This is a genomic window from Streptomyces sp. NPDC002734 (assembly GCF_040295685.1).
In the GTDB taxonomy this organism is placed as follows: domain Bacteria; phylum Actinomycetota; class Actinomycetes; order Streptomycetales; family Streptomycetaceae; genus Streptomyces.
This window is the reverse complement of sequence record NZ_JBEOVU010000038.1, coordinates 30,982-51,263: the sequence shown is the minus strand read 5'-3', so window position 1 is coordinate 51,263 and position 20,282 is coordinate 30,982. Positions and strand designations below refer to the sequence as shown.

23 protein-coding genes are annotated in these 20,282 nt (G+C 73.2%); 8 read left to right on the top strand and 15 right to left on the bottom strand.

The annotated features are described in order from the left end of the window. Positions 1-4 precede the first annotated feature (4 nt). The gene (locus tag ABT026_RS27420; RefSeq protein WP_351117836.1) at positions 5-451 is read right to left on the bottom strand and encodes a hypothetical protein; all 447 of its coding nucleotides are present in this window, start codon (positions 449-451) and stop codon (positions 5-7) included. Between the two features lie 92 nt (positions 452-543). On the opposite strand from ABT026_RS27420, the gene ABT026_RS27415 reads away from it, so the two are divergent. From ABT026_RS27415 to ABT026_RS27405, 3 genes are all read left to right on the top strand, one after another. Then, complete coding sequence (locus ABT026_RS27415) at positions 544-915, top strand: MerR family transcriptional regulator (RefSeq protein ID WP_351117835.1); 372 nt, start codon at positions 544-546, stop codon at positions 913-915. 69 nt (positions 916-984) lie between these two features. After that, positions 985-1,440 carry a VOC family protein gene (locus ABT026_RS27410; RefSeq protein WP_351117834.1) on the top strand — a complete coding sequence of 152 codons (456 nt, stop codon included), beginning with the start codon at positions 985-987 and terminating at the stop codon, positions 1,438-1,440. Between the two features lie 304 nt (positions 1,441-1,744). Further along, positions 1,745-2,245 (top strand): GNAT family N-acetyltransferase, encoded by a 501-nt coding sequence (locus ABT026_RS27405; protein WP_351117833.1) that lies wholly within the window; start codon positions 1,745-1,747, stop codon positions 2,243-2,245. 72 nt (positions 2,246-2,317) lie between these two features. On the opposite strand, the gene ABT026_RS27400 is transcribed toward ABT026_RS27405, so the two are convergent. Further along, positions 2,318-3,295 carry a LysR family transcriptional regulator gene (locus ABT026_RS27400; RefSeq protein WP_351117832.1) on the bottom strand — a complete coding sequence of 326 codons (978 nt, stop codon included), beginning with the start codon at positions 3,293-3,295 and terminating at the stop codon, positions 2,318-2,320. A 124-nt stretch (positions 3,296-3,419) separates the two neighbouring features. Here ABT026_RS27400 and mdlC point away from each other — a divergent pair, with 124 nt between their 5' ends. The 3 genes from mdlC (at position 3,420) to ABT026_RS27385 (ending at position 6,935) form a co-directional block, all read left to right on the top strand. Continuing rightward, the gene (mdlC, locus tag ABT026_RS27395) at positions 3,420-5,003 is read left to right on the top strand and encodes a benzoylformate decarboxylase (RefSeq protein WP_351117831.1); all 1,584 of its coding nucleotides are present in this window, start codon (positions 3,420-3,422) and stop codon (positions 5,001-5,003) included. A gap of 105 nt (positions 5,004-5,108) precedes the next feature. After that, positions 5,109-6,395 (top strand): MFS transporter, encoded by a 1,287-nt coding sequence (locus tag ABT026_RS27390; RefSeq protein ID WP_351117830.1) that lies wholly within the window; start codon positions 5,109-5,111, stop codon positions 6,393-6,395. A gap of 252 nt (positions 6,396-6,647) precedes the next feature. Then, positions 6,648-6,935 carry a DUF3303 family protein gene (locus tag ABT026_RS27385; protein WP_351117829.1) on the top strand — a complete coding sequence of 96 codons (288 nt, stop codon included), beginning with the start codon at positions 6,648-6,650 and terminating at the stop codon, positions 6,933-6,935. Here ABT026_RS27385 and ABT026_RS27380 read toward each other — a convergent pair. The 3 genes from ABT026_RS27380 to ABT026_RS27370 form a co-directional block, all read right to left on the bottom strand. Beyond that, a complete protein-coding gene (locus ABT026_RS27380; protein ID WP_351117828.1) occupies positions 6,932-7,429 on the bottom strand; it encodes a nucleoside deaminase in 498 nt (165 codons plus the stop codon). The two genes, ABT026_RS27385 and ABT026_RS27380, sit on opposite strands and share 4 nt — an antisense overlap. A gap of 27 nt (positions 7,430-7,456) precedes the next feature. Beyond that, positions 7,457-8,302: an isocitrate lyase/PEP mutase family protein gene (locus ABT026_RS27375; protein ID WP_351117827.1), complete on the bottom strand. Its 846-nt coding sequence runs from the start codon at positions 8,300-8,302 to the stop codon at positions 7,457-7,459. Positions 8,303-8,397: 95 nt separating this feature from the next. Next, a complete protein-coding gene (locus tag ABT026_RS27370) occupies positions 8,398-8,940 on the bottom strand; it encodes an NUDIX domain-containing protein (RefSeq protein WP_351117826.1) in 543 nt (180 codons plus the stop codon). Between the two features lie 114 nt (positions 8,941-9,054). Here ABT026_RS27370 and ABT026_RS27365 point away from each other — a divergent pair, with 114 nt between their 5' ends. Further along, entirely contained in the window at positions 9,055-9,597 is a 543-nt protein-coding gene (locus ABT026_RS27365; protein WP_351117825.1) for a hypothetical protein, read from the top strand. 35 nt (positions 9,598-9,632) lie between these two features. Here ABT026_RS27365 and ABT026_RS27360 read toward each other — a convergent pair whose 3' ends face one another. The 8 genes from ABT026_RS27360 to ABT026_RS27325 form a co-directional block, all read right to left on the bottom strand. Continuing rightward, positions 9,633-10,190 (bottom strand): hypothetical protein, encoded by a 558-nt coding sequence (locus tag ABT026_RS27360; protein ID WP_351117824.1) that lies wholly within the window; start codon positions 10,188-10,190, stop codon positions 9,633-9,635. A gap of 75 nt (positions 10,191-10,265) precedes the next feature. Continuing rightward, the gene (locus tag ABT026_RS27355; RefSeq protein ID WP_351117823.1) at positions 10,266-10,877 is read right to left on the bottom strand and encodes a uridine kinase family protein; all 612 of its coding nucleotides are present in this window, start codon (positions 10,875-10,877) and stop codon (positions 10,266-10,268) included. A gap of 61 nt (positions 10,878-10,938) precedes the next feature. Beyond that, the gene (locus ABT026_RS27350) at positions 10,939-11,451 is read right to left on the bottom strand and encodes a pyridoxamine 5'-phosphate oxidase family protein (RefSeq protein ID WP_351117822.1); all 513 of its coding nucleotides are present in this window, start codon (positions 11,449-11,451) and stop codon (positions 10,939-10,941) included. An 82-nt stretch (positions 11,452-11,533) separates the two neighbouring features. Beyond that, a complete protein-coding gene (locus tag ABT026_RS27345) occupies positions 11,534-11,815 on the bottom strand; it encodes a helix-turn-helix domain-containing protein (protein WP_351117821.1) in 282 nt (93 codons plus the stop codon). Then, a complete protein-coding gene (locus tag ABT026_RS27340; protein WP_351117820.1) occupies positions 11,815-12,327 on the bottom strand; it encodes a DUF2975 domain-containing protein in 513 nt (170 codons plus the stop codon). Before ABT026_RS27340 ends, ABT026_RS27345 begins: the two co-directional genes overlap by 1 nt. A gap of 136 nt (positions 12,328-12,463) precedes the next feature. Beyond that, a protein-coding gene (locus ABT026_RS27335) for an IS5 family transposase (protein WP_351117819.1) occupies positions 12,464-13,394 on the bottom strand; the annotation gives its coding sequence in 2 pieces (ribosomal slippage) (positions 12,464-12,532 and positions 12,534-13,394; 930 coding nt in all). A gap of 25 nt (positions 13,395-13,419) precedes the next feature. Then, a complete protein-coding gene (locus tag ABT026_RS27330) occupies positions 13,420-13,893 on the bottom strand; it encodes a YxiG-like protein (RefSeq protein WP_351117818.1) in 474 nt (157 codons plus the stop codon). Between the two features lie 89 nt (positions 13,894-13,982). Next, entirely contained in the window at positions 13,983-14,429 is a 447-nt protein-coding gene (locus ABT026_RS27325) for a VOC family protein (RefSeq protein ID WP_351117863.1), read from the bottom strand. A 503-nt stretch (positions 14,430-14,932) separates the two neighbouring features. On the opposite strand from ABT026_RS27325, the gene ABT026_RS27320 reads away from it, so the two are divergent. Next, entirely contained in the window at positions 14,933-17,962 is a 3,030-nt protein-coding gene (locus ABT026_RS27320; RefSeq protein WP_351117862.1) for a bifunctional [glutamine synthetase] adenylyltransferase/[glutamine synthetase]-adenylyl-L-tyrosine phosphorylase, read from the top strand. A 65-nt stretch (positions 17,963-18,027) separates the two neighbouring features. Here ABT026_RS27320 and ABT026_RS27315 read toward each other — a convergent pair whose 3' ends face one another. Then, on the bottom strand, positions 18,028-19,056 hold the full coding sequence (locus tag ABT026_RS27315; RefSeq protein ID WP_502968063.1) for a phosphatase PAP2 family protein: 1,029 nt from the start codon (positions 19,054-19,056) through the stop codon (positions 18,028-18,030). Between the two features lie 148 nt (positions 19,057-19,204). Beyond that, entirely contained in the window at positions 19,205-20,254 is a 1,050-nt protein-coding gene (locus ABT026_RS27310) for a LacI family DNA-binding transcriptional regulator (RefSeq protein WP_351117817.1), read from the bottom strand. Between the last annotated feature and the right edge of the window lie 28 nt (positions 20,255-20,282).

The window sequence follows — 20,282 nt, the reverse complement described above, 5'->3', positions numbered from 1 at the left end:
ACTCTCACAGCGCCTTTTGGTCTCCGGGCACTCGGGTGGTTCGTGGCAGTAGCCAAGGCGCGAGTTGGGCGATGCCGAATGCCACCTCGACGACGAGGAACAGCCACAGCCAAGGTGGGGCGCCGTCGGCCAGTGCGTACGCCTGCCAGGTGGCGAAGAGGGTGCGTGCGAGGGCGTCGAAGAGGCCGAAGAGGGGTGCCGGGTCGACGATCCGGAGGAGGGCCCAGACGACCACGACCGAACCCATCAGGTTGGCGAAGAGGACCTGTACGGGGTCGAGAGCGGGCAGGGTGCCCAGGTCGAACGTGTCGCCCAGCTTCGACAGCGCCGCGTGGAGCAGGGAGTAGGTCCACGGCGTGGCGAAGCCGGCGGTGACCGCGAGGTCGTACCAGGCACTCGCGCGGACGACGCGCGGGTACGCGGGGTGGGGCGGGGTGGGACGTCGTGTCATGGCGAGGCTCCTGCCGGGCTCCTGGAGGGACGTCACGACGCTAGACAGTGGAGTACGGTCCAAGGTCAAGTCGGCAAGGGCGGGGGGGGGTTGTGCGTATCGGGGAGCTGGCCGCGCGATCGGGTCTCAGTAGGGACGCCATCCGGTTCTACGAGAAGATCGGGCTCGTCTCCGGGCAGCGCCTGGCCAACGGGTACCGGGACTTCCCGCCGGAGACGGTGCCCTGGCTGCAGTACGTGCGGACGGCGCAGACGCTCGGCTTCTCGCTGGCCGAGATCGCCCGGACCGGCGAGGAGTTGCGCGACGCCCCCGACACCGCCGAGGCGTTGTCCGCGCTGTTCGAGGAGAAGATCGCGGTCGTCGATGCGCGGATGGCCGAGCTCGCGGAGTTGCGGGCCGAGCTGGAGGCGCGCGTCGGCACCGGGTGCCCGTTGGGGGCGCCGAGGGTGGCCTCGGCCGGCTGATGTCCGGGTACGGCCGGACGGGGCCCGAGCCGCCCGGTGGATGTCCGAGGTGCCTGCGAGACTCCGGCCATGGAGACCACGCTGCAGCTGACGATCGACTGTGCCGATCCGCAGAGGATGGTGGCGTTCTGGAGCGAGGCGCTGGGCTACGTCCCCGAACCGCCGCCGGCCGGTCACAGCACGTGGCGTGCGTACTGGGCGGCGATGGGGGTGCCCGAGGAGGAGCTGCCTGATGGTGCGGGGGACTGCCCGGAGTCGATCGTCGACCCCACCGGACGCGGGCCGCGGGTGTGGTTCCAGCAGGTTCCGGAGGCGAAGGTCGCCAAGAACCGCATCCACTTCGACCTGAAGGTCGGCGGCGGCCGCGACGTGCCGCTGGAGGTCCGCAGGCGGCGGGTCGACGCCACGGTGGAGAAGCTGGTCGCGGCCGGGGCCGCCGTGCTCCGGGTGTCGGACGAGCCGGACGCGGGCCAGTACGCGGTGCAGATGCGCGACCCGGAGGGCAACGAGTTCGATGTCGTCTAGTGCTCCGGACCGCTGCCGTTGTCGGGGCGGGGTGCTCTCCGGCGGTGCCGAAGGCCGCGTGGCGCGGGGTGCCCTGTGCGTCAGGCGTCGTAGGGGTTGCGGATCCGGTGAGGGCGTCGGGCGGCGTCGAGCACGTCCTGGGGATGCGATTACCGGCTACGTAGTGGCGGCCCTTGGTCTGGCCGACGGCGGCGAGGAGGCCCCCCCCTTGACGAGCGCCTGCATGTCGCGGGTGGCTTGCTGGGTGTTCAGCCCTTCGCTCGGCGCCGGTCGCCCGCCGCCCGGTCTGCGACAGCATGGGCTCATGGATGACGTGACGGGCGGCCGCGGGGTCGTTGTGCGCCGGGCGCTGAAGGCGGACGCGGACGCGCTGGTCGGGGTCGACGTGGTGGCGGGCGGGGGTGATGTCGGGCGGCGGGAGGCCATCCGGAAGTGGTGCGGGCAGGGGGCGGTGCTGGTGGCGGAGGGCGCGGGCGGGCTGGTCGGTTACTGCGTGCTGGAGTACACGTTCTTCGACCAGGGCTTCGTGACGATGCTGATGGTGGCCCCGTCGGCCCGTGGCAGGGGCGTCGGCCGGCGGTTGCTGGACGCCGCGGCCGTGTCGTGTAGGACGCCGAAGCTCTTCACCTCGACCAATGTGTCCAACCAGCCCATGCAGCGGCTGCTCCAGCGGGCCGGCTGGACCCCCGCCGGCCTGCTCCACGGCCTCGACGAGGGCGACCCCGAGCTGTTCTACCTCTGCCCCCCCGACGGCCCCCGACGGCCCCCTCGCGGTGAGGGCGGAGAAGGTGTAGGGCGAAGGTGAGTCCGGGATTTGGTGCTGGGGGGCGAATTTTGGGCTCACCTACTGGTCACGGGGGCATGCGTTCGGCGGGCGTCAGTCTGCGCCCCGGGCCCCCGCCCCCGCCCCCGGCACCACCGACCGCCCCTCCAGCGGCGGGAGTTGGGACGGGCTGATCTGTTCGCCGAGGACGGTGGTCATGAAGCGGATCAGCCACCGTTGCGCGGGGGTGCGGGAGGCGTCGTGGCGGGCGTAGAGGGCGACCTCGATGGGCTCGGCCGCGAAGGGGAGGCGGACGAGGCGGATGTCGTGGGAGGCGGCGAAGACCTCGGCGACGTACTCCGGGACCACGGCGATCAGGTCGGTCTGCTCCAGCAGGTAGGGGAGGATCGTGAAGCGGGTGACCTCCACGGCGACCCGATCGAGGAGACCGTGCGCGGCCAGCAGTGAGCGGGGCGTGGCGTGGCCGCTGGGGCCGAAGACGGTGGCGTGGTGCTCGGCCGCCAGTTGCTCCAGGGTGACCGCGTCGCCCGTCAGCCGGGGGTGGGACGAGGCCACCACGCCGACGTAACGCTCGCGGAAGAGCGGCACGCGGACGGTGCGGTGGGAGGCCATGACGGGGGTGGCCACGAAGGCGTCCAGTTCACCGCGGCTCAGGCGGCGTTCGGCGTCGTCGACGTCCAGCGGCCGGACGGTGAAGGAGACGCCGGGGGCCGAGGCCCGGGCGGCCGCCACCAGGCGGGGGAGCAGGGTGGTCTCGCCCAGGTCGGACAGGGCGAGGGTGAAGTTGGCGGACATCGTCGCCGGGTCGAACTCGTCGGCCTGCCGCGTCGCCTCGTCGATCTGGGACAGCGCCCGTTGCAGCGGCTCGTACAGGCGGCGCGCGCCCGCCGTCGGGGTCAGGCCGCGCCCGCTGCGGCGGAACAGGTCGTCGTCGAAGTGCCGGCGCAGCTTGGCCAGGCTGTAGCTGACGGTGGGCTGCGTGACGTGCAACGCGTCGGCCGTCGCCGTGACGCTGCCGGTCTCGTAGAGCAGCACGAACAGCCGGGCCAGGTTGAGGTCGAACTCCCGCATGCGGCCGGAGCCTACGCGTCCGTATCGAGGAGATCTATATCGCGGGCCGGAAACATTTATTGGTCTCGGGTGAGAGCCGCTGCTTAGCGTGTCGGCCATCACACGAAAGGAACGTGAAACGTCCGTGCCCTCCGTACGTCATGTCTCGCACCAGTTCCTGGCCCGCCAGGGCCTGACCACCGTCTTCGGCAACCCCGGGTCCAACGAGCTGCCCTTCCTCGCCGACCTCCCGGACGGCTTCCGCTACGTGCTCGGCCTGCACGAGGGCGCCGTGGTCGGCATGGCGGACGGCTACGCCCAGGCGACCGGGCGGCCGGTGCTGGTGAACCTGCACGCGGCGTCCGGCTCCGGCAACGGGATGGGCGCGCTCACCAACGCGGTGTCCTCGCGGACCCCGTTGGTGATCGTGGCGGGACAGCAGGTGCGGCCCGCCGTGGGCCCCGAGGCGAACCTGGCCAACGTGGACGCGCCCTCGCTGATGAAGCCCCTGGTGGGCTGGGCCGCCGAGCCTGCCTGCGCGCAGGACGTGCCCCGCGCCCTCGCCCAGGCGGTCTTCGAGGCGGAGCTCCAGCGCAGGCCGACGTATCTCTCCGTGCCCTACGACGACTGGGCCGCCGACGCGGGCGAGAACGGCCTCGCCGTCCTCGACCGGTCCGTGCGGCGGGGTTCCGCGCCCGGTGCGGAGCTGGGCCGCGACCTGGTGGAGCGGGTCACGGCGGCCGAGCGTCCGGCGCTGGTGCTCGGCGGCGACATCGACACGGCGGGGCTCTTCGACGACGCCGTCCGCCTCGCGGAGCGGCTCGGCGGCCCGGTGTGGGCGGCGCCGTCGCAGTTCCGGCTGCCGTTCCCCAACCGCCACCCGCTCTTCCGCGGCGTGCTGCCCGCGGGCATCAAGCCGATCTCGGACGCCTTCGAGGGACACGACCTGGTGCTGGTGCTCGGCGCGCCGGTGTTCCGCTACCACGAGTACCTGCCGGGCCGGTACCTGCCCGAGGGGACCCGGCTGGTCCAGGTGACGGAGGACGCCTCGGCCGCCGCGCGCGCGCCGATGGGCGAGGCGGTGGTCGCCGACCCCGGGGCCGTGATCCGCCTGCTGCTGAACACCCTGGGCGAGGGCGCTCCCGTGCCCGGCGAGGAGTACCGGCCCGCGCCCGCCCCCGCCGCGGGCGAGGGGGGCCGGTTCCACCCGGAGGAGGTGTTCGCGGCGCTGCGCGACGAGCAGCCGCGGGACACGTCCTACGTGGTGGAGTCCACGTCGACCAGCGCGGCCTGGTGGCGGCAGATGGACCTGCGCCGCCCGGGCTCCTACTACTTCCCCGCGGCCGGCGGGCTCGGCTTCGGCCTGCCCGGCGCGGTCGGCGTCGCCCTCGCGCAGCCGGACCGGCCGGTGGCCGCGGTGATCGGCGACGGGTCCGCCAACTACGGCATCACCGCCCTGTGGACCGCGGCCCAGCTGCGCGTCCCGCTCACCGTCGTGCTGCTGCGCAACGGTACGTACGGCGCGCTGCGCTGGTTCGGCGGACTGCTCGGGGTGCCGGACGCGCCCGGTCTGGACATTCCCGGGCTGGACTTCACCCGCATCGCCGAGGGCTACGGGGTGCCGGCCCGGCACGTCACCGGCGCGGAGGAACTGCGCGCCGTCCTCGCGGAGAGGCCCGACGGCCCGCGTCTCGTCCAGGTCGACACGGCGCTCACCACCCCTCACTGACCACCCCGCGCCCGAGCCCCTACGCCCCCCTGAACCCCACGCCCCCACCCCCCACCCCCCACCCCCCACCCCACATCCCCCGTCCCCTCATCCCTGGGAACCGCCATGACCTCCGCGACAACGTCGTCCGGCCCGGCGCAGGCCGCCACCGGCAGGCGCACCACCTGGACCGTGCTCCTGTGCTGGATCACCGTCATGCTCGAGGGCTACGACCTCGTCGTCCTCGGCGCCATCATCCCGACCCTGCTGAAGACGCAGCACCTGGGCATGACGGCGGTCGACGCGACCACCGTCGCCACGCTCTCGCTCGTCGGCGTGGCCATCGGCGCGATATCGGTCGGCCCGCTCGCCGACCGGATCGGCCGGCGCCGGCTGCTCATCGCCTCGGTGGTGGTCTTCTCGGTGTTCACCGTCCTGGTGCCGCTGGCCGGCTCGGTGACGATGTTCGCCGCGCTGCGCCTGATCGCCGGCCTCGGCCTCGGCGCCTGCATGCCGGTGTCGCTGACGATGATGGCCGAGAGCATGCCCGCCAGCCGGCGGGCCCGGGCCAGCACCCTCACCATGACCGGCTACCACACCGGTGCCGTCGTGACCTCGCTGCTGGCCCTGCAGTTCGCCGACGACTGGCAGATCCTCTTCTACGCCCTCGGCGCGGTCGGCCTCGTCGTCGCGGCGATCCAGTGGTTCTTCCTGCCGGAGTCCGAGGCCTTCGTGAAGGCCAAGGAGTCGGGCACGGCGGAGCGGGTGCCGTTCACCGAGTTGCTGAAGCCGCTCTACCTGCGGGCCTGCATCGGCGTCTGGGTCGCCTCGTTCATGGGTCTGCTGCTCGTCTACGGCCTCAACACCTGGCTGCCCAAGCTGATGAACGACGCCGGTTACCCGGTGCCGACGGCCGTCACCCAGCTGCTGATCCTCAACCTGGGCGGCGTCGCCGGTCTGCTCGTCGGCGGCTGGGTCGCCGACCAGAAGGGCATCAAGGGCACCACGCTGGGCTGGTTCGGCGCCGCGGCGGTCATGCTGGCCTGCCTGTCCGTGAAGATGGAGAACGACCTGCTGCTCAACGTGGTCGTCTTCTTCACCGGCGTGTTCGTGTTCTCCGCGCAGGTGCTGGTCTACGCGTACGTGACGAACTTCTTCCCGGCGGCCATCCGTGGCACGGCGCTCGGATCGGCGTCCGGGATCGGCCGGCTGGGGTCCATCGTCGGCCCGTCGATCACCGGCGCGCTGGTCACCGCGGGGATCGGACACCCGTGGGGCTTCTACTCCTTCGCGCTGGTCGCCGTGCTCGCGGTGGTGGCGGTGCTGACACTGCCGAAGGGGTCGGCGGCGGAGCCGGAGGCCGGAACGACGGCCGCCGGGACCGCCGCGGCCGCGGAGGGGGCGTCCGCCTGACGCAGCGCCTGCCTGTGGGGCAGTCGCCTCCATGGAGAGCAGTCGCTCCGCCCCGTCCGGGCGGTGGGCCGTCGTACCGCTCCGCGCGGTGCGGCGGCCCACCGCGCGTTCGGGGCCGCGCCCTCACGTCGCACAGGGGGCGGAGGAGATGTTGCGGGCGGTGACCGGCGGCCCGACGCTGAGAGGACGATGCCGGATCTCGACGAGTGCGGACGCGACCGCGCGGAGGCCGGTGGGCGAGGAGCGTGCGCGATGCGGATGATGATGAAGGCCCGCTTGGACACCCAGGCGTCGAACAGGGTGACGCAGGAGGGCGGCATGCCCGACCTGGTGCGGGCGGCCATGGAGCGACTCCGGCCCGAGGCCGCCTACTTCACCCCGGAGGGCGGGCGCACCATGATCCTCTTCTTCGACATGCAGGACAGCTCGGAGATTCCCGCCGCCGCAGACCCCTTCTTCCAGGAGCTGGGCGCGCATGTGACGTTGCAGCCGGTCATGAACCTCGACGACCTTCAGCGGGGCCTCGCGGCCCTGGGCTAGGACGGTGCGTCGGGGCCGGCCCGGTGGTGCAGGCGGTGGTGCAGGGCGCGCACCTCGTCGACCAGTTCCGGGACCGGCCCCTCCACCACCGCGTCCGGGACGACGGTGGTGACCGGCAGGGCGGCCACCGGGGCGGCGGGCACACCCCACCCGGTGAGCCAGCTCGCCAACTGGGCGCCGGAGGCCACGTACACGATGCGGCCGAGCCCCACCCACCCGTGCGCGGCGGCGCACATCGGGCAGTGCTCGCCGGAGGTGTAGACGGTGGCCGCGGCGCGCTCCGCGGGCGTCATGTGCTCCGTGGCCCAGCGGGCCAGGGCGAACTCGGGGTGCCGGGTGTGGTCGCCGGAGGCGACGCGGTTGTGGTCCTCGCCCCGGACGGTCCCGTCACCCGCCACGAGGACGGACCCGAAGGGCTCGTCGCCGGACTCCAGGGCCTGGGCCGCCAGTTCCACACAGCGGCGCAGGTGCCGCAGATCCACGTCGCTGATCACCGGGCCACCTTAACGGGACGGGTCACCTCAGCGGGGCGTGTCGGCGGGCGCGTGGAAGAGGGCGTCGAGGTCCGGGTACGGGATGGCGTGGCCGAGCGAGTCGTAACCGCCCGTGCCGAGCAGGTCGAGGGCGGCCCGGCGCGCGGCGGCGTAGGCGGCCTGGGCGACGCCCGAGCCGAGGCTGACGCGGGACACACCCAGGGCGCCGAACTCGGCCACCGTCGGGGCGCCCGGTCCGGCCATGACGTTGAGCGGGACGGTCAGGCCGGCGGCCAGTTCGGCGACGACGGCCGGGTCGGTGACGCCGGGCACGAAGACACCGTCCGCTCCGGCGTCGACGTAGGTGCGGGCGCGGGCGCGGGTCTCGCGGAGCCGGGTCCCGGGATCCCCCAGGCCCAGCAGGTACGTGTCGGTGCGGGCGTTGACGAACAGGTCGACGCCCGCCTTCCGTGCCGCCTCCCGGGACGCCTCGATCCGGTCGGCGAGGGCGCGGGGCGGCCGTGTGCCGTCCTCGATGTTGACGCCCACCACCCCGGCGTCCAGCACGCGGGCGACGGTCTCCGCGACCTCCGCCGGGCTCTGCCCGTAGCCGCCCTCGATGTCGGCGGTGACCGGGACGGCGACGGCCGAGGCGATGCGGGCGAGGACGGCGAGCACCAGGTCACGGGAGACGCGGTCCCCGTCCGGCGCGCCGAGCGACCAGGCCACCCCGGCGCTGGTGGTGGCGATCGCGGAGGCCCCCGCCGCCTCGACGACCCGGGCGCTGGCGACGTCCCAGACGTTGGCCAGGGCGAGGGGGCGGGCGGGGGTGTGGAGAGCACGGAACAGGGCTGCGGGGGAGGGCGCGTTGAGGCTGCGGGCCGTTTCGGTCATGGGCTCAGACAACCAGCGGGGCGGGCGGGGGTCTGGCGGAAATCCGACACGGACGGCAGCCGGAGGGGAGTTCGGGTCACGGCCTCGTGGCCCCCTCAGCGGTGGGCGTCCCGGTCGGCGGCCAGCCGCGCCGCGTGGCGGCGGATACGGGGGAGGTCGTCGGGGAAGCAGCTGTCCCACGGCTCGTCCAGTCGCCACCAGGCCGCGGGCTGCCCCGGCTCCGGGGTGAGAGGAGTGGTGACGTCGGCGAACGCGGCGTACGACAGGCCGAGCGTGACCGCGTGGTGCGGAGCGTAGGAGCGGACCGCCACCGCCGTCGGCTCGGGCAGCGGCTCCACCCGCAGGCCCGTCTCCTCGAACACCTCCCGGACCGCCCCCTCGCGCGGGGTCTCGCCCGGCTCGACCACCCCGCCGGGCGGGACCCAGCCGCGGCGGGGGTGCCGCACCAGCAGCACCTGGGCCAGCGTCTCGTCGAACACCCACACCTCGGCGCCGAGAGGCGCCATCGTGGCGGGTGTCCGCGCGGCGGCGGCCAGCCACGCGCGTGCCTCGTCGTACTCGTCCAGCGCCTGTCCGGCGTCAACGACCGCTGCCTCGACGGCCCTTCTCCCGACCACGCCCCGCCTCGTCGCGTCCATCGGGCCAAACTACGGGGCGGTACCGACAGTGCCCTCCCCGGCAGCGGACGGTGGGCGAAGTCTGCCCGGTCACGGCACTGCGGCCGACGGACGGCCCGTGCGAGATTGCGCCGCATGGGGTGGAGTTACCGGGTGCACGGCGGGGTGGCGGCGATCCTCGGGGCGGCGTTCGTGGCGCTGACCGCGCTCACCTGGCTTCCGGTGACGGTGCACTGGCCGGGGCCGCACGTGCTGCTGTGGACGGACTGCGCGCTGCTGCTCCTCGTGGCGGCTCCCGCCCTGGTACGCCTCCAGATGCGGCTGGCCGACCTGCGGGAGGCGTGGACCGGCTTCCGCTGCCTGCCCCTCGGGCTGCGCACGGTGCTGGGGGCGCTGCTCGTGGTGAGCGTCGCGCAGGTGGGCCTCGTCATGGCTGCCGACGGAGACCTGCGTGCCCCGCGCGCCGAGGCCGGCCGGTACTTCGCTCTCGACGCGCGCACCCCGGTCGAGATCTCCCGGGAGCGGTACCTCGAACTCCTGGAAGGACGCCGGCGCCTCGCGCTCGGCCCGGCAGGGCTGATGCTGCTGACCGGCGCCTGCGCGGCCCTGACGGCGGGGGAGATCCGCCGCGCGGACCGGTCCGCCGACCTCGACCGCCCAGGTCGTCCAGGTCGATGACCAGCACTGGGCCGGACGTCGCCGCCGACGGGACTCTACCGAGGTGAGGCCTTGGCGGAGGCGATCGCGGCGTGGGCGCACTCCCGGTCGATGACGGTGACGGTCATGCCGGTGAACTCCTGGGTTTCCTCCGCCGAAGCGTCGGGGGCGGCCGCCGCCATCTGGTCCGCCGTGAGGGAGCCCGTCATCACGTCGAGCGTCCATTCCTCCCGCTCAAGGGAGAAGAGCGATCCGTAGGTCTTGTAGAAGCCGCCTGTCCTGCGCCAGCCGTTCTTCTCCAGTGCGGCGACGACCGATCTGACGGACTTCTCGTCCGGATCCTCCGGTGTGCGCACGTGGCCGTACACCACGCAGGAGGCCGTGATGTCCGACTTCGGAAGGTCCACGAAACGGGGCTGCCCGAAGCCCCCGGCGTCGACGGCCGCACGTACCTCTCGCTCGGCCGAGGCGCGCGTCACCGGCGCGGTCTCCTCGGCGGCCGGCGTCGCCTTCCCGGCGTCTCCACTCGGCTTCGTCCGGGCCTCGTCCCCGTCGGTGCCGCCGCACGAGGCCAGCACCGGTACCGCGACGCACGCCGCCACAAATCTCCCCACCCCGCGCAATGTCCTGCACTCCTTCCGAGCCGAGTCGTCGGCGGAGTGTGGCACAGGCGGGGTGCGACCGGAAGATCATTCTCCGGAGATCGTGAGGGTGCACCGGCTTCGCGGCCGCGTCGTCGCGATGTAGTGGTCCTCGGCCGCGCGCCAGCGGGTGATCCACTCCTCCGGGTTCTCGGCGCGGTCCCGTACGCGGCGCAGGCAGGTGTCGCGGGGGGTGTCGACGTAGACGGTGAGGTCGTACAGGCCGGACAGTTCGGGGCGGGCGGAGTAGACGCCCTCGACGATCGCGACGCCGCTGCCGGTGACGGTCTCGTGGCGGGGGGCGAGCTGCCCGGTGGCCCAGTCGTACGGCCGGTGGCGGGCGGGGCGGCCGGCCCGCAGGGGCAGCAGGACCTCGTCCCGGAGCCGCTGCCAGTCGAAGTAACGGTGGTAGCCCTGTTCGGGGCCGAGGCGTGCACGTTCCTCGTCCGGCAAGGGGCGGTAGAAGTCGTCGACGTGGACGACGACGCAGTCCCGGAGGCTCTCTGCCACCGCAGCGGCCAGGGTGGTCTTGCCGGAGCCGCCGGGACCGTCGACGGCGACGAGCACGGGGCGGCCACCGTCGGGGGTGGACAGGGCGGCGATCACTTCCACGACAGGAAGGATCCGCTCCGACGGCGGCTGCTGCGCGGTGGCTTCCATGGCGCAGACGGTACGTGCGTCCCGCTGCGGCCTGGCCTCACGGACGCCCGAGTGGCTGGACTCAGGCGAAGCGCCAGCGGGTCTGGCTGAAGGGGCGGCCCTTGCCGAAGCCGAAGACGGTGCGGGGGGCGACGGCGAAGACGAGGGCCGCGCCGGGGCCGTGGTGGAAGTGGCCGTCGCGGACCTCGAAGCGCCAGAAGTCGCCGTACTTGTCCTCCCACCGGGCGGCCAGGTCACGCAGCCGGGCGTCGTCCGTGACGCGGGCCGCCTCGCCCTCGACGACCAGGTCGTAGCCGGTGTCCCACAGGTTGGTGCCGGTGGTCAGCGTGACGTGCGGGTTGGCGGCGAGGTTGCGGGCCTTGCGTTCGTCCGGGCCGGTGCAGAAATGCAGGGCGCCGTCCGCCCAGACGGCCGGCAGCGGGGTGACGTGCGGGCGGCCGTCGGGGCGGACGGTGGAGATCCAGAACAGTTCCGCCGCGGCCAGCAGGCGCTCCGCCTCGGGCCACTGGGGAGGGATCGCGTCCGGGTCGCTGTAGCGGGGGTCGAGGTGGGATTCGACGGGTTCGGCGGGCATGGCGTCCTCCAGCTGAGGGCCCGGGCGGGAGCGGTCCCACCCGTGTTCCCCGTTTCCCGCCGAACCAGCCGTGCGGCCCGCGCTACGTCCGGTTCACGGCGGCGGGGGAGGCGGACCCGGCCGCGTCGGGGCCCTCGGGGGCCTCGGCCTCGGCGGGTTCGTCGGGCTCCCAGCGCAGCAGGTCGCCCGGCTGGCAGTCGAGGACCTCGCACAGGGCGGCCAGGGTGGTGAAACGGACCGCCTTGGCGCGGCCGTTCTTGAGGACGGCCAGGTTGGCGGGCGTGATCCCCACCCGCTCGGCCAGCTCGCCCACGGACATCTTGCGGCGGGCCAGCATCACGTCGATGTCGACGGCGATCGGCATCAGATCACCTCGTCCAGCTCGGCCCGCATCCGCGACGCCTCGACGTCACGGTCCACCGCCTGCGCGAGCAGCGTCCGCAGGACCAGGACGACGAGCGCGACGCCGAACACGGCCAGGCCGACGCCGCCGACGATCAGCACGACCCCCGGCGCTACCTGGTCCTCCTCCGGCGCGCCCGGGTTCAGCGACGCCAGCAGCACGCCGAACACCCAGATCAGCACCGCCGCCGAGGCGAACGCCCCGGTGATGACGTCGACGAAGCGGAACGCGGCGTGCGAGAACACCGTCCCGCGGCGCGCCATCGTCACCAGCCTCCAGACGCAGACCAGCACCACCTGGGCCGCGACGACCCCCAGGAACACGATCATCACGAACGGCAGCGGGGCGACGTCCCCCGCCTCGTCCCGGGTGTCGAAGTAGATCAGCGGCAGCAGCACCGCCTGGACGAACAGCGACCCCGTGAGCAACGCAGCGATGACGGCTCGCAGTGCGAGCACGGCCAGTTTGCCCATCGCCCCTCCCTCTTCCCTTGTACTGTCAATCGAAGAACGATGGGAAGTTATCGAAAAACGATAGGTAAGGCAAGTGGGGGGTGCTGGTGTCGGTCGTGCGGTGAGGCCGGCCGGGGGCTAGGACTTGTCCGGCCGATCACGTGCGGAGCCAGATCGTGAGGGCTGCGACGGTTGCGGTGCCGAGGTAGACGTACCGGCGCTTGTCGGTACCGGGTGGCCACGGCTCGGTGCTGCTTGAGCCGGTTGATGGCCCGTTCGACGGTGTTGCGTTTCTTGTACCGCTCTTCGTCGAAGCCGGGTGGCCGGCCGCCATATGAGCCTTTGCGGAGCCGGGCGGCCTGGCTATCGGTCTTCTCCGGGATGGTGTGCCTGATGCCCCGGCGTCTCAGGTACTCGCGGCAGGGCCGGTTGCTGTAGGCCTTGTCGGCAGCGACGCTGTCGGGCTTCTTGCGGGCCCGGCCCGGCCCCATCTTCAGAACACGGATCTTCTCCAGAACTGGGTTGAACTGCGTGCAGTCAGCCCGCTGACCTGGCGTGACGATCAGGGACAGTGGGCGGCAGCGGCCATCTGCGCTCAGGTGGAGCTTGGTGGTGAAGCCGCCGCGTGAGCGGCCCAGGCCCTCACCTCCTGCACCACCTCCACCAGGCGGGCGTGCAGGTTCTGCCACGGCGTTTCGTCCTGAAGTTCTGACCCTGCGGCCCCTTGAGGTGGGGGCAGGCGGTGGGTCGGTGCGCGCACCCGCGGCATGCTGATGCGCCCGCACGATGGTGGAGTCGACGGAAACATCCCAGTCGATCTCGCCTGCGGCGTAGGCCGCGGCCTGGACCTGCTGGAGCAGACGCTCCCACGTCCCGTCGGCCGACCACAGCCGGTGCCGTTCATAAACAGTCTTCCAAGGCCCGAACCGTTCGGGCAGGTCACGCCACTGCACGCCGGTCCGCACGCGGTGCAGAATCCCGTCGATCACCTGCCGGTGGTCCCGCCACCGGCCACAACGCCCGTTGCTGACAGGCAGGAAGGGCCGCAGCCGTTCCCACTCAGCATCACTCAAATCACCCCGCCCCATGGCAGGATCACACGAATCCTGCCCCTTATTCCGTGATGAATGGTGCGTATCCGACCGGGACCTCACTCACCTGAAGGTCCGAGAAGAGCAAGGTCACGTTGTGCGCGTTGGTTTCAATGCGCACCTCGTGAAAGTCGATGCTGAGGGCCTCCGACCAGCGGCGGGTCGTCTCGGACTCAGGAAGGAGTTTGGCTCCCGGGTACAGGGCGTGCCACTTCACGCCCCAGACGTATCCGTCGAGGTCGACACCGGATTCGTGGTCGATGAGCTGGTCGTCCAAGGAGACCCGCCAGGTCTCCGCGGGTACTGATGTCTCACACCGGGCCTCAACGCAGTACCGGAAGAGATACCGCAGGTGGGACGGCGCGATGCCGGTACTGGGATCAGCCGTCGCGTAGACGATGACCTCGTAGTCGCGCATGTAGTTGGTGTATCCGTGGTGCACGACAGCGTTATCGAAGGTCTCGTCCAGCATCTGCTCAAGCGCGGCGGTGTCCATGCCGCTCTTCTACCTCACTCGACGAGACCTTCGATAACGAGATTCACGGGTACTGTGCGCCGTTGCCTCAGAGATCGCCCGGACACGTCCTAGTCGCGCCGCTTCGCCGCCTGGTCGGAGAGGAGCTGGTGCAGCGGTTCCGTGGCCCGGCGGCGGAACTCCTGGACCGCCCAGCCGTTGCCGTCCGGGTCGCTGAAGTACATGAACGTGCCGCCGTCCTGGCCCTCGACGAAGGAGACCGGTTCACTGACCTCGAGGCCGCGGGCGGTGAGCTCCTCGTAGGCGCGGTGGATGTCGGGCACGCAGAGCTGGAGGCCGTGGTATGTGCCGGGACGGGGAGTGCCGGTGGGGATCTCCATGCCCTCGGCGAGGGCGATGGAGCAGCCGGAGCCGGGCGGGGTGAGCTGGACGATGCGGAGGCCGGGGGCGACCTCGCCGTCGAGGTCTACGTGGAAGCCGACCTTCTCCGCGTAGAACTCCTTGGCGCGGTCCACGTCGGAGACGGGGACCGGGACCACCTCGAGGGTCATCTCCATGTTGGTCATGGGTTCCACCGAAGCGGACGGGGGGTTCGGTCGCCAGTGGGGGGCGGCCGGGTGGGGGGCCGGGGTCGCGTTGCCTCGCTGCCGCCGCGTGGGGTGCCTGGGGCCTGGGCTCGGTCGCGTCGCGTGACGGCCACGTTCCTGGGTACGGCTCCGCCAGGCTCTGCTGGGGCCCGCTTGCGCGGCGCGGAGCGAACCGCTCGCCGCGGGGGCGCCGCCCTGCGCCCGCCCGTGCCGCCCCCTGGGCGGCCCAGCCGCCCGCAAGGGGGTCGGCTAGTGCGGCCCAGCGTTCGCCCTGGGCAGGGGCAGGGGGGCGGCATAGCCGCCCGCAGGGGGCAGGCGGGTGCGGCCCGGGTGCCCGCGGCGGTCGGCCCCCGGTGAAGGCTGTCGCCCGGGCGGGGGCCACACGCCCCCGTCCGCCCCGCGAGGGCACCTCGCCCGGGGGCGGGGGCTAGGCTCGGGGCCGGACGATCACGATCGTGGAGAGGGCGGCGCCGATGGCGACTCCGGGGCGGCGGAGCAGCACCTTCACCCTGCTGCTGCGGCACGGGTTCACGGACCCCTCGGCGGCAGGCCGGCTGCTGGAGAGCCCGGAGCTGAGCGCGGTCCGCGGCGACCCGCTCCTGCTGGAGGCGCTGGCCGCCACCGCCGACCCGGACCTCGCGCTGCGCGGCCTGGTCCGCATCCTCGAGGCGCAGCCCGACCGCACCCACCGCTCCCGGCTGCTGGACACGCTGCTGTCCGCCAAGCCGCTGCGCGACCGGCTGCTGGGAGTGCTCGGTGCCTCCGAGGCGCTGGGGGACCACCTGGCCCGGCACCCGGACGACTGGCAGGCGCTGGTCACCTACGAGCCCCGCGACCTCCATCAGGGCGTCCCGGAGTTCGAGGAGGGCCTCGCCGACGCGCAGGACCCGGTGGCGCTGCGGGTGGCCTATCGCCGCTGTCTGCTGTCCATCGCCGCCCGCGACGTCCGCGGGACGATAGACGTCGCCGAGACGGCGGGGGAGCTGGCCGACCTGGCCACCGCCACCCTGCGCGCCGCCCTCGCCATGGCCGAGGCGGCCGCTCCGGAGGACGCCGCGCTGTGCCGGCTCGCCGTGATCGCGATGGGCAAGTGCGGCGGGCACGAGCTCAACTACGTCTCCGACGTCGACGTCATCTTCGTGGCCGAGCCCGCCCGGGACGCCGACGAGCGGGCGGCGCTCCAGGCGGCCACCCGGCTCGCCTCGCACCTGATGCGGATCTGCTCGGAGACCACCGTCGAGGGCTCGATCTGGCCGGTCGACGCCAACCTCCGCCCCGAAGGGCGCAACGGCCCGCTGGTGCGCACCCTGGCCAGCCATGTGGCCTACTACCAGCGGTGGGCGAAGACCTGGGAGTTCCAGGCGCTGCTCAAGGCCCGCCCGGTGGCCGGCGACCGGGAGCTCGGCGCCGCCTACCTGGCGGCGCTGCACCCGATGGTGTGGCAGGCCGCCGAGCGGGACAACTTCGTCGCCGACGTGCAGCAGATGCGCCGCCGGGTGGTGGCCGGCATCCCCGCCGCCGAGCTGGAGCGGGAGCTGAAGCTCGGGCCGGGCGGCCTGCGGGACGTCGAGTTCGCCGTGCAGCTGCTCCAGCTGGTGCACGGCCGCGCCGACACCTCGCTGCGCAGCGGCACCACCCTGGACGCGCTCAAGGCGCTCGCCACCGGCGGCTACGTCGGCCGGGAGGACGCCGCCGGGCTGGACGCCGCCTACCGGTTCCTGCGCGAGACCGAGCACCGCATCCAGCTGTACCGGCTGCGCCGCACCCACCTGATGCCCGAGGACGAGGACGACCTGCGCCGCCTCGGCCGCTCGCTGGGACTGCGCTCCGAACCCGTCACCGAACTGCGCAAGGAATGGCGCAGGCACTCCTCGGTGGTGCGGCGGCTGCACGAGAAGCTGTTCTACCGCCCGCTGCTCAACGCCGTCGCCCAGCTCGCCCCCGGCGAGGCGCGGCTGCGGCCGGACGCGGCCCGGGAGCGGCTGGTCGCCCTCGGCTACGCCGACCCGGCGGCGGCGCTGCGCCACCTGGAGGCGCTGTCCGCGGGCGTCTCCCGCAAGGCGTCCATCCAGCGCACGCTGCTGCCGGTGCTGCTCGGCTGGTTCGCGGACTCCGCCGACCCGGACGCCGGGCTGCTCAACTTCCGCAAGGTCTCCGACGCGCTGGGCGCCACCCCCTGGTACCTGCGGCTGCTGCGCGACGAGGGCGCGGCCGCGGAGAACCTGGCCCGGGTGCTGTCCGCCGGACGGCTCGCCCCCGACCTGCTGCTGCGCGCGCCCGAGGCGGTCGCGCTGCTCGGCGACGGCGGGGAGGGCGAACGCGGCGGCCGGGGCGTCGGCGGCGGCCTGGAGCCGCGGTCCCGCGAGCGGCTGGAGCAGGAGGTCCTCGCCGCGGTGAGCCGCGCGGGGACGGCCGAACAGGGCGTCTACGTGGCGCGCGGCGTGCGGCGGCGCGAGCTGTTCCGCACCGCCGCGGCCGACATCGTGGGCTCGTACGGCACCGAGACGCAGCCCGCCGAGGCCGACCCGGGCGCACTGGTCGACCGGGTCGGCGGCGCCGTCTCCGACCTGACCGCCGTCACCCTGGCCGGCACGCTGCGGGCGGTGGTCCGCGAGCGCTGGGGCGACGAGCTGCCCACCCGGTTCGCGGTCATCGGCATGGGCCGCTTCGGCGGACACGAACTGGGCTACGGCTCCGACGCGGACGTGCTCTTCGTGCACGAGCCGCGCGAGGGCGTCGACGAGGCGGAGGCGGCGAAGGCCGCCAACACCGTGGTCTCCGAGATGCGGCGGCTGCTCCAGCTGCCCAGCACCGACCCGCCGCTGATCGTCGACACGGACCTGCGGCCGGAGGGGCGCAGCGGGCCGCTGGTGCGCACGCTCGCCTCCTACGCGGCGTACTACCGGCGCTGGTCCCTGGCCTGGGAGTCGCACGCGCTGCTGCGGGCCGAGCCGGTGGCCGGCGACGAGGAGCTGGGGCGGCGGTTCGTCGAGCTGGTCGACCCGCTGCGGTACCGGGCCGGCGGGCTGGAGGAGGACGCGGTCCGCGAGGTGCGGCGGCTGAAGGCGCGGATGGAGTCCGAGCGGCTGCCGCGCGGGGCCGACCCGACGCTCCACACCAAGCTGGGGCGCGGCGGGCTCACCGACGTGGAGTGGACGGTGCAGCTCATGCAGCTGCGGCACGCGGCGCGGATCCCGGAGCTGCGCACCACGCGGACCCGGGAGGCGCTCGCGGCGGCGCGGGACGCGGACCTGATCGGCGCGGACGACGCGGCGGTCCTCGACGAGGCGTGGGTGCTGGCGACCCGGGTCCGCAACGCGGTGATGCTGGTGCGCGGCCGCGCGGGGGACACCTTCCCGACGGACGTACGGGAGATGGCCGCGGTCGGGCGGTACCTGGGGTACGGGCCCGGCCGCGCGGGCGACATGATCGACGACTACCGGCGCACCACACGCAGGGCCCGGACGGTCGTGGAGCGGCTGTTCTACGACAGCGAGGCCTGAGCGCCGCCCTCCGGGACCCCCGAGGCAACGCACCCCCCCCGGGGCTCGCGCCCCGGGGGCGCCGCTCAGGTGCGGCTGGGGTGGCGCGGTGGCGGGGCGGAGGGGTCCGCGGCGGCGCCGGGTCTCGCGGAACCGGGAGAGTCCGACGCACCGGATCGTCCGCCCGGGGGCACCGGTCCCGCCGCCCCCGGTGCTTCCGCGGGCCCGGTCGCGGCCGTGGCACCCGGTTCGGCGCCGGGCGGCGCCGGCGCACCGGGCGGCTCCGGCAGGGCCGGCGTCGCCGCCTTGCGGTGGAAGGGGCCGGGGACCGACGCCGCGCCGTACATCAGGCGGGCGACGGTGAAGCCGAAGGCGAGGCACATCAGGCCCCCGACGGCGTCCAGCCAGAAGTGGTTGGCGGTGGCGACGATGACCACCAGCGTGGCCGTCGGGTACAGCAGCGCCAGCACCCGCACCCACGGCACCCGGGCCAGCGCGAAGACCGTCAGGCCGGCCCAGAGCGACCACCCTATGTGCATGGACGGCATCGCCGCGTACTGGTTGGACATGTGCTTGAGGTCGCCGGAGGCCATCGACCCCCAGGTCCCGTGGACCAGCACCGTGTCGACGAACATCGAGCCGTTCATCAGCCGGGGCGGCGCCAGCGGGAACAGGTAGTAGCCCACCAGCGCGACCGCGGTGGTCGCGAACAGCACCGTGCGCGCCCCGGAGTAGAGCAGCGGCCGGCAGCGGAACAGCCATACCAGGACGCCGATCGTCACCACGAAGTGCAAGGTGGCGTAGTAGTAGTTCATGCCGACGATCAGCCAGGTGACCGAGTTGATCCCCTGGTTGACCGTTTCCTCGACGGCGATGCCGAGCCGGTTCTCGACGTCCCAGAGCCAGTCGGCGTTGCGCAGCGCGACGGCCCGTTGCTCGGGCACGGCGTTGCGGATCAACGAGTACGTCCAGTAACTCGCCCCGATCAGCAGGATCTCGAACCAGATCCTCGGCCGGCGCGGCGTGCGCACACGCCGCAGCAGACCCGGTCGTTCGTCCGCGCCCGCGTCTGTGCCGGGAACGGCCTGCCGCGGGCGGCCTTCCAAAGCGGTCACGGTCCCTCACCCATGGCACGTCAGTCTGCCAGAAATGCCTTACCCGACCGATCATCCTCCGGAAGGATCCTGGTCGCATTTCGTTCACCGGAACCCTTAGGGGTCCGAATACTTCGGGGGACGAACCTCCCGGCGGACATCCGTCCGTTCAGCGCGCGGCGCCCGGTCCGGCCCCCGGGCCGGCGGCCGGCGCGGAGGCGGTGGAGCCGCGCACCACCAGCTCCGGCATGAAGACGAACTCGCTCTGCGGGGCGGGCGTCCCGGCGATCTCCTCCAGCAGCGTGCGCACCGCGGCCTGCCCCATGGCGGGCACCGGCTTGCGGACGGTGGTCAGCGGAGGGTCGGTGAAGGCGATCAGCGGGGAGTCGTCGAAGCCGACCACCGAGACGTCCTCCGGCACCTGCAGGCCCAGACCACGGGCCGCGCGTATCGCGCCCAGCGCCATCATGTCGCTCGCGCAGACCACCGCCGTGCAGCCGCGGTCGATCAGGGCGGCGGCGGCCGCCTGGCCGCCCTCGAGGGTGTAGAGCGAGTGCTCGACCAGCGTGGTGGTCTCCCGCTCGGACATGCCGAGGCGCTCGCGCATCGCCGAGGTGAAGCCCTCGATCTTGCGCTGGACCGGCACGAAGCGCTGCGGGCCGAGAGCCAGCCCGATGCGGGTGTGGCCCAGCGACGCCAGGTGGGTCACCGCGAGCGACATCGCCGCCCGGTCGTCGGGGGAGATGAACGGCGCGCGCACCTGCGGCGAGAAACCGTCGACCAGCACGAACGGCACGCCCTGCGCGCGCAGCCGCTCGTAGCGGCCCATGTCGGCGGAGGTGTCGGCGTGCAGGCCGGAGACGAAGATGATCCCGTCGACGCCCCGGTCGACCAGCATCTCGGTGAGCTCGTCCTCGGTGGAGCCGCCCGGGGTCTGGGTGGCGAGCACCGGGGTGTAGCCCTGGCGGGTCAGCGCCTGGCCGATCACCTGGGCCAGCGCCGGGAAGATCGGGTTCTCGAGTTCGGGCGTGATGAGCCCCACCAGGCCCTCGCTGCGCTGGCGCAGGCGGACGGGGCGTTCGTATCCGAGGACGTCCAGCGCGGCCAGCACGGCCTGGCGGGTCGCGGCGGCGACTCCGGGTTTCCCGTTGAGGACCCGGCTGACAGTCGCTTCGCTCACTCCCGCCTGCGCGGCGATGTCGGCAAGCCGTGCGGTCACGGGACGGGACTGTACCGGCCTTCGCGCG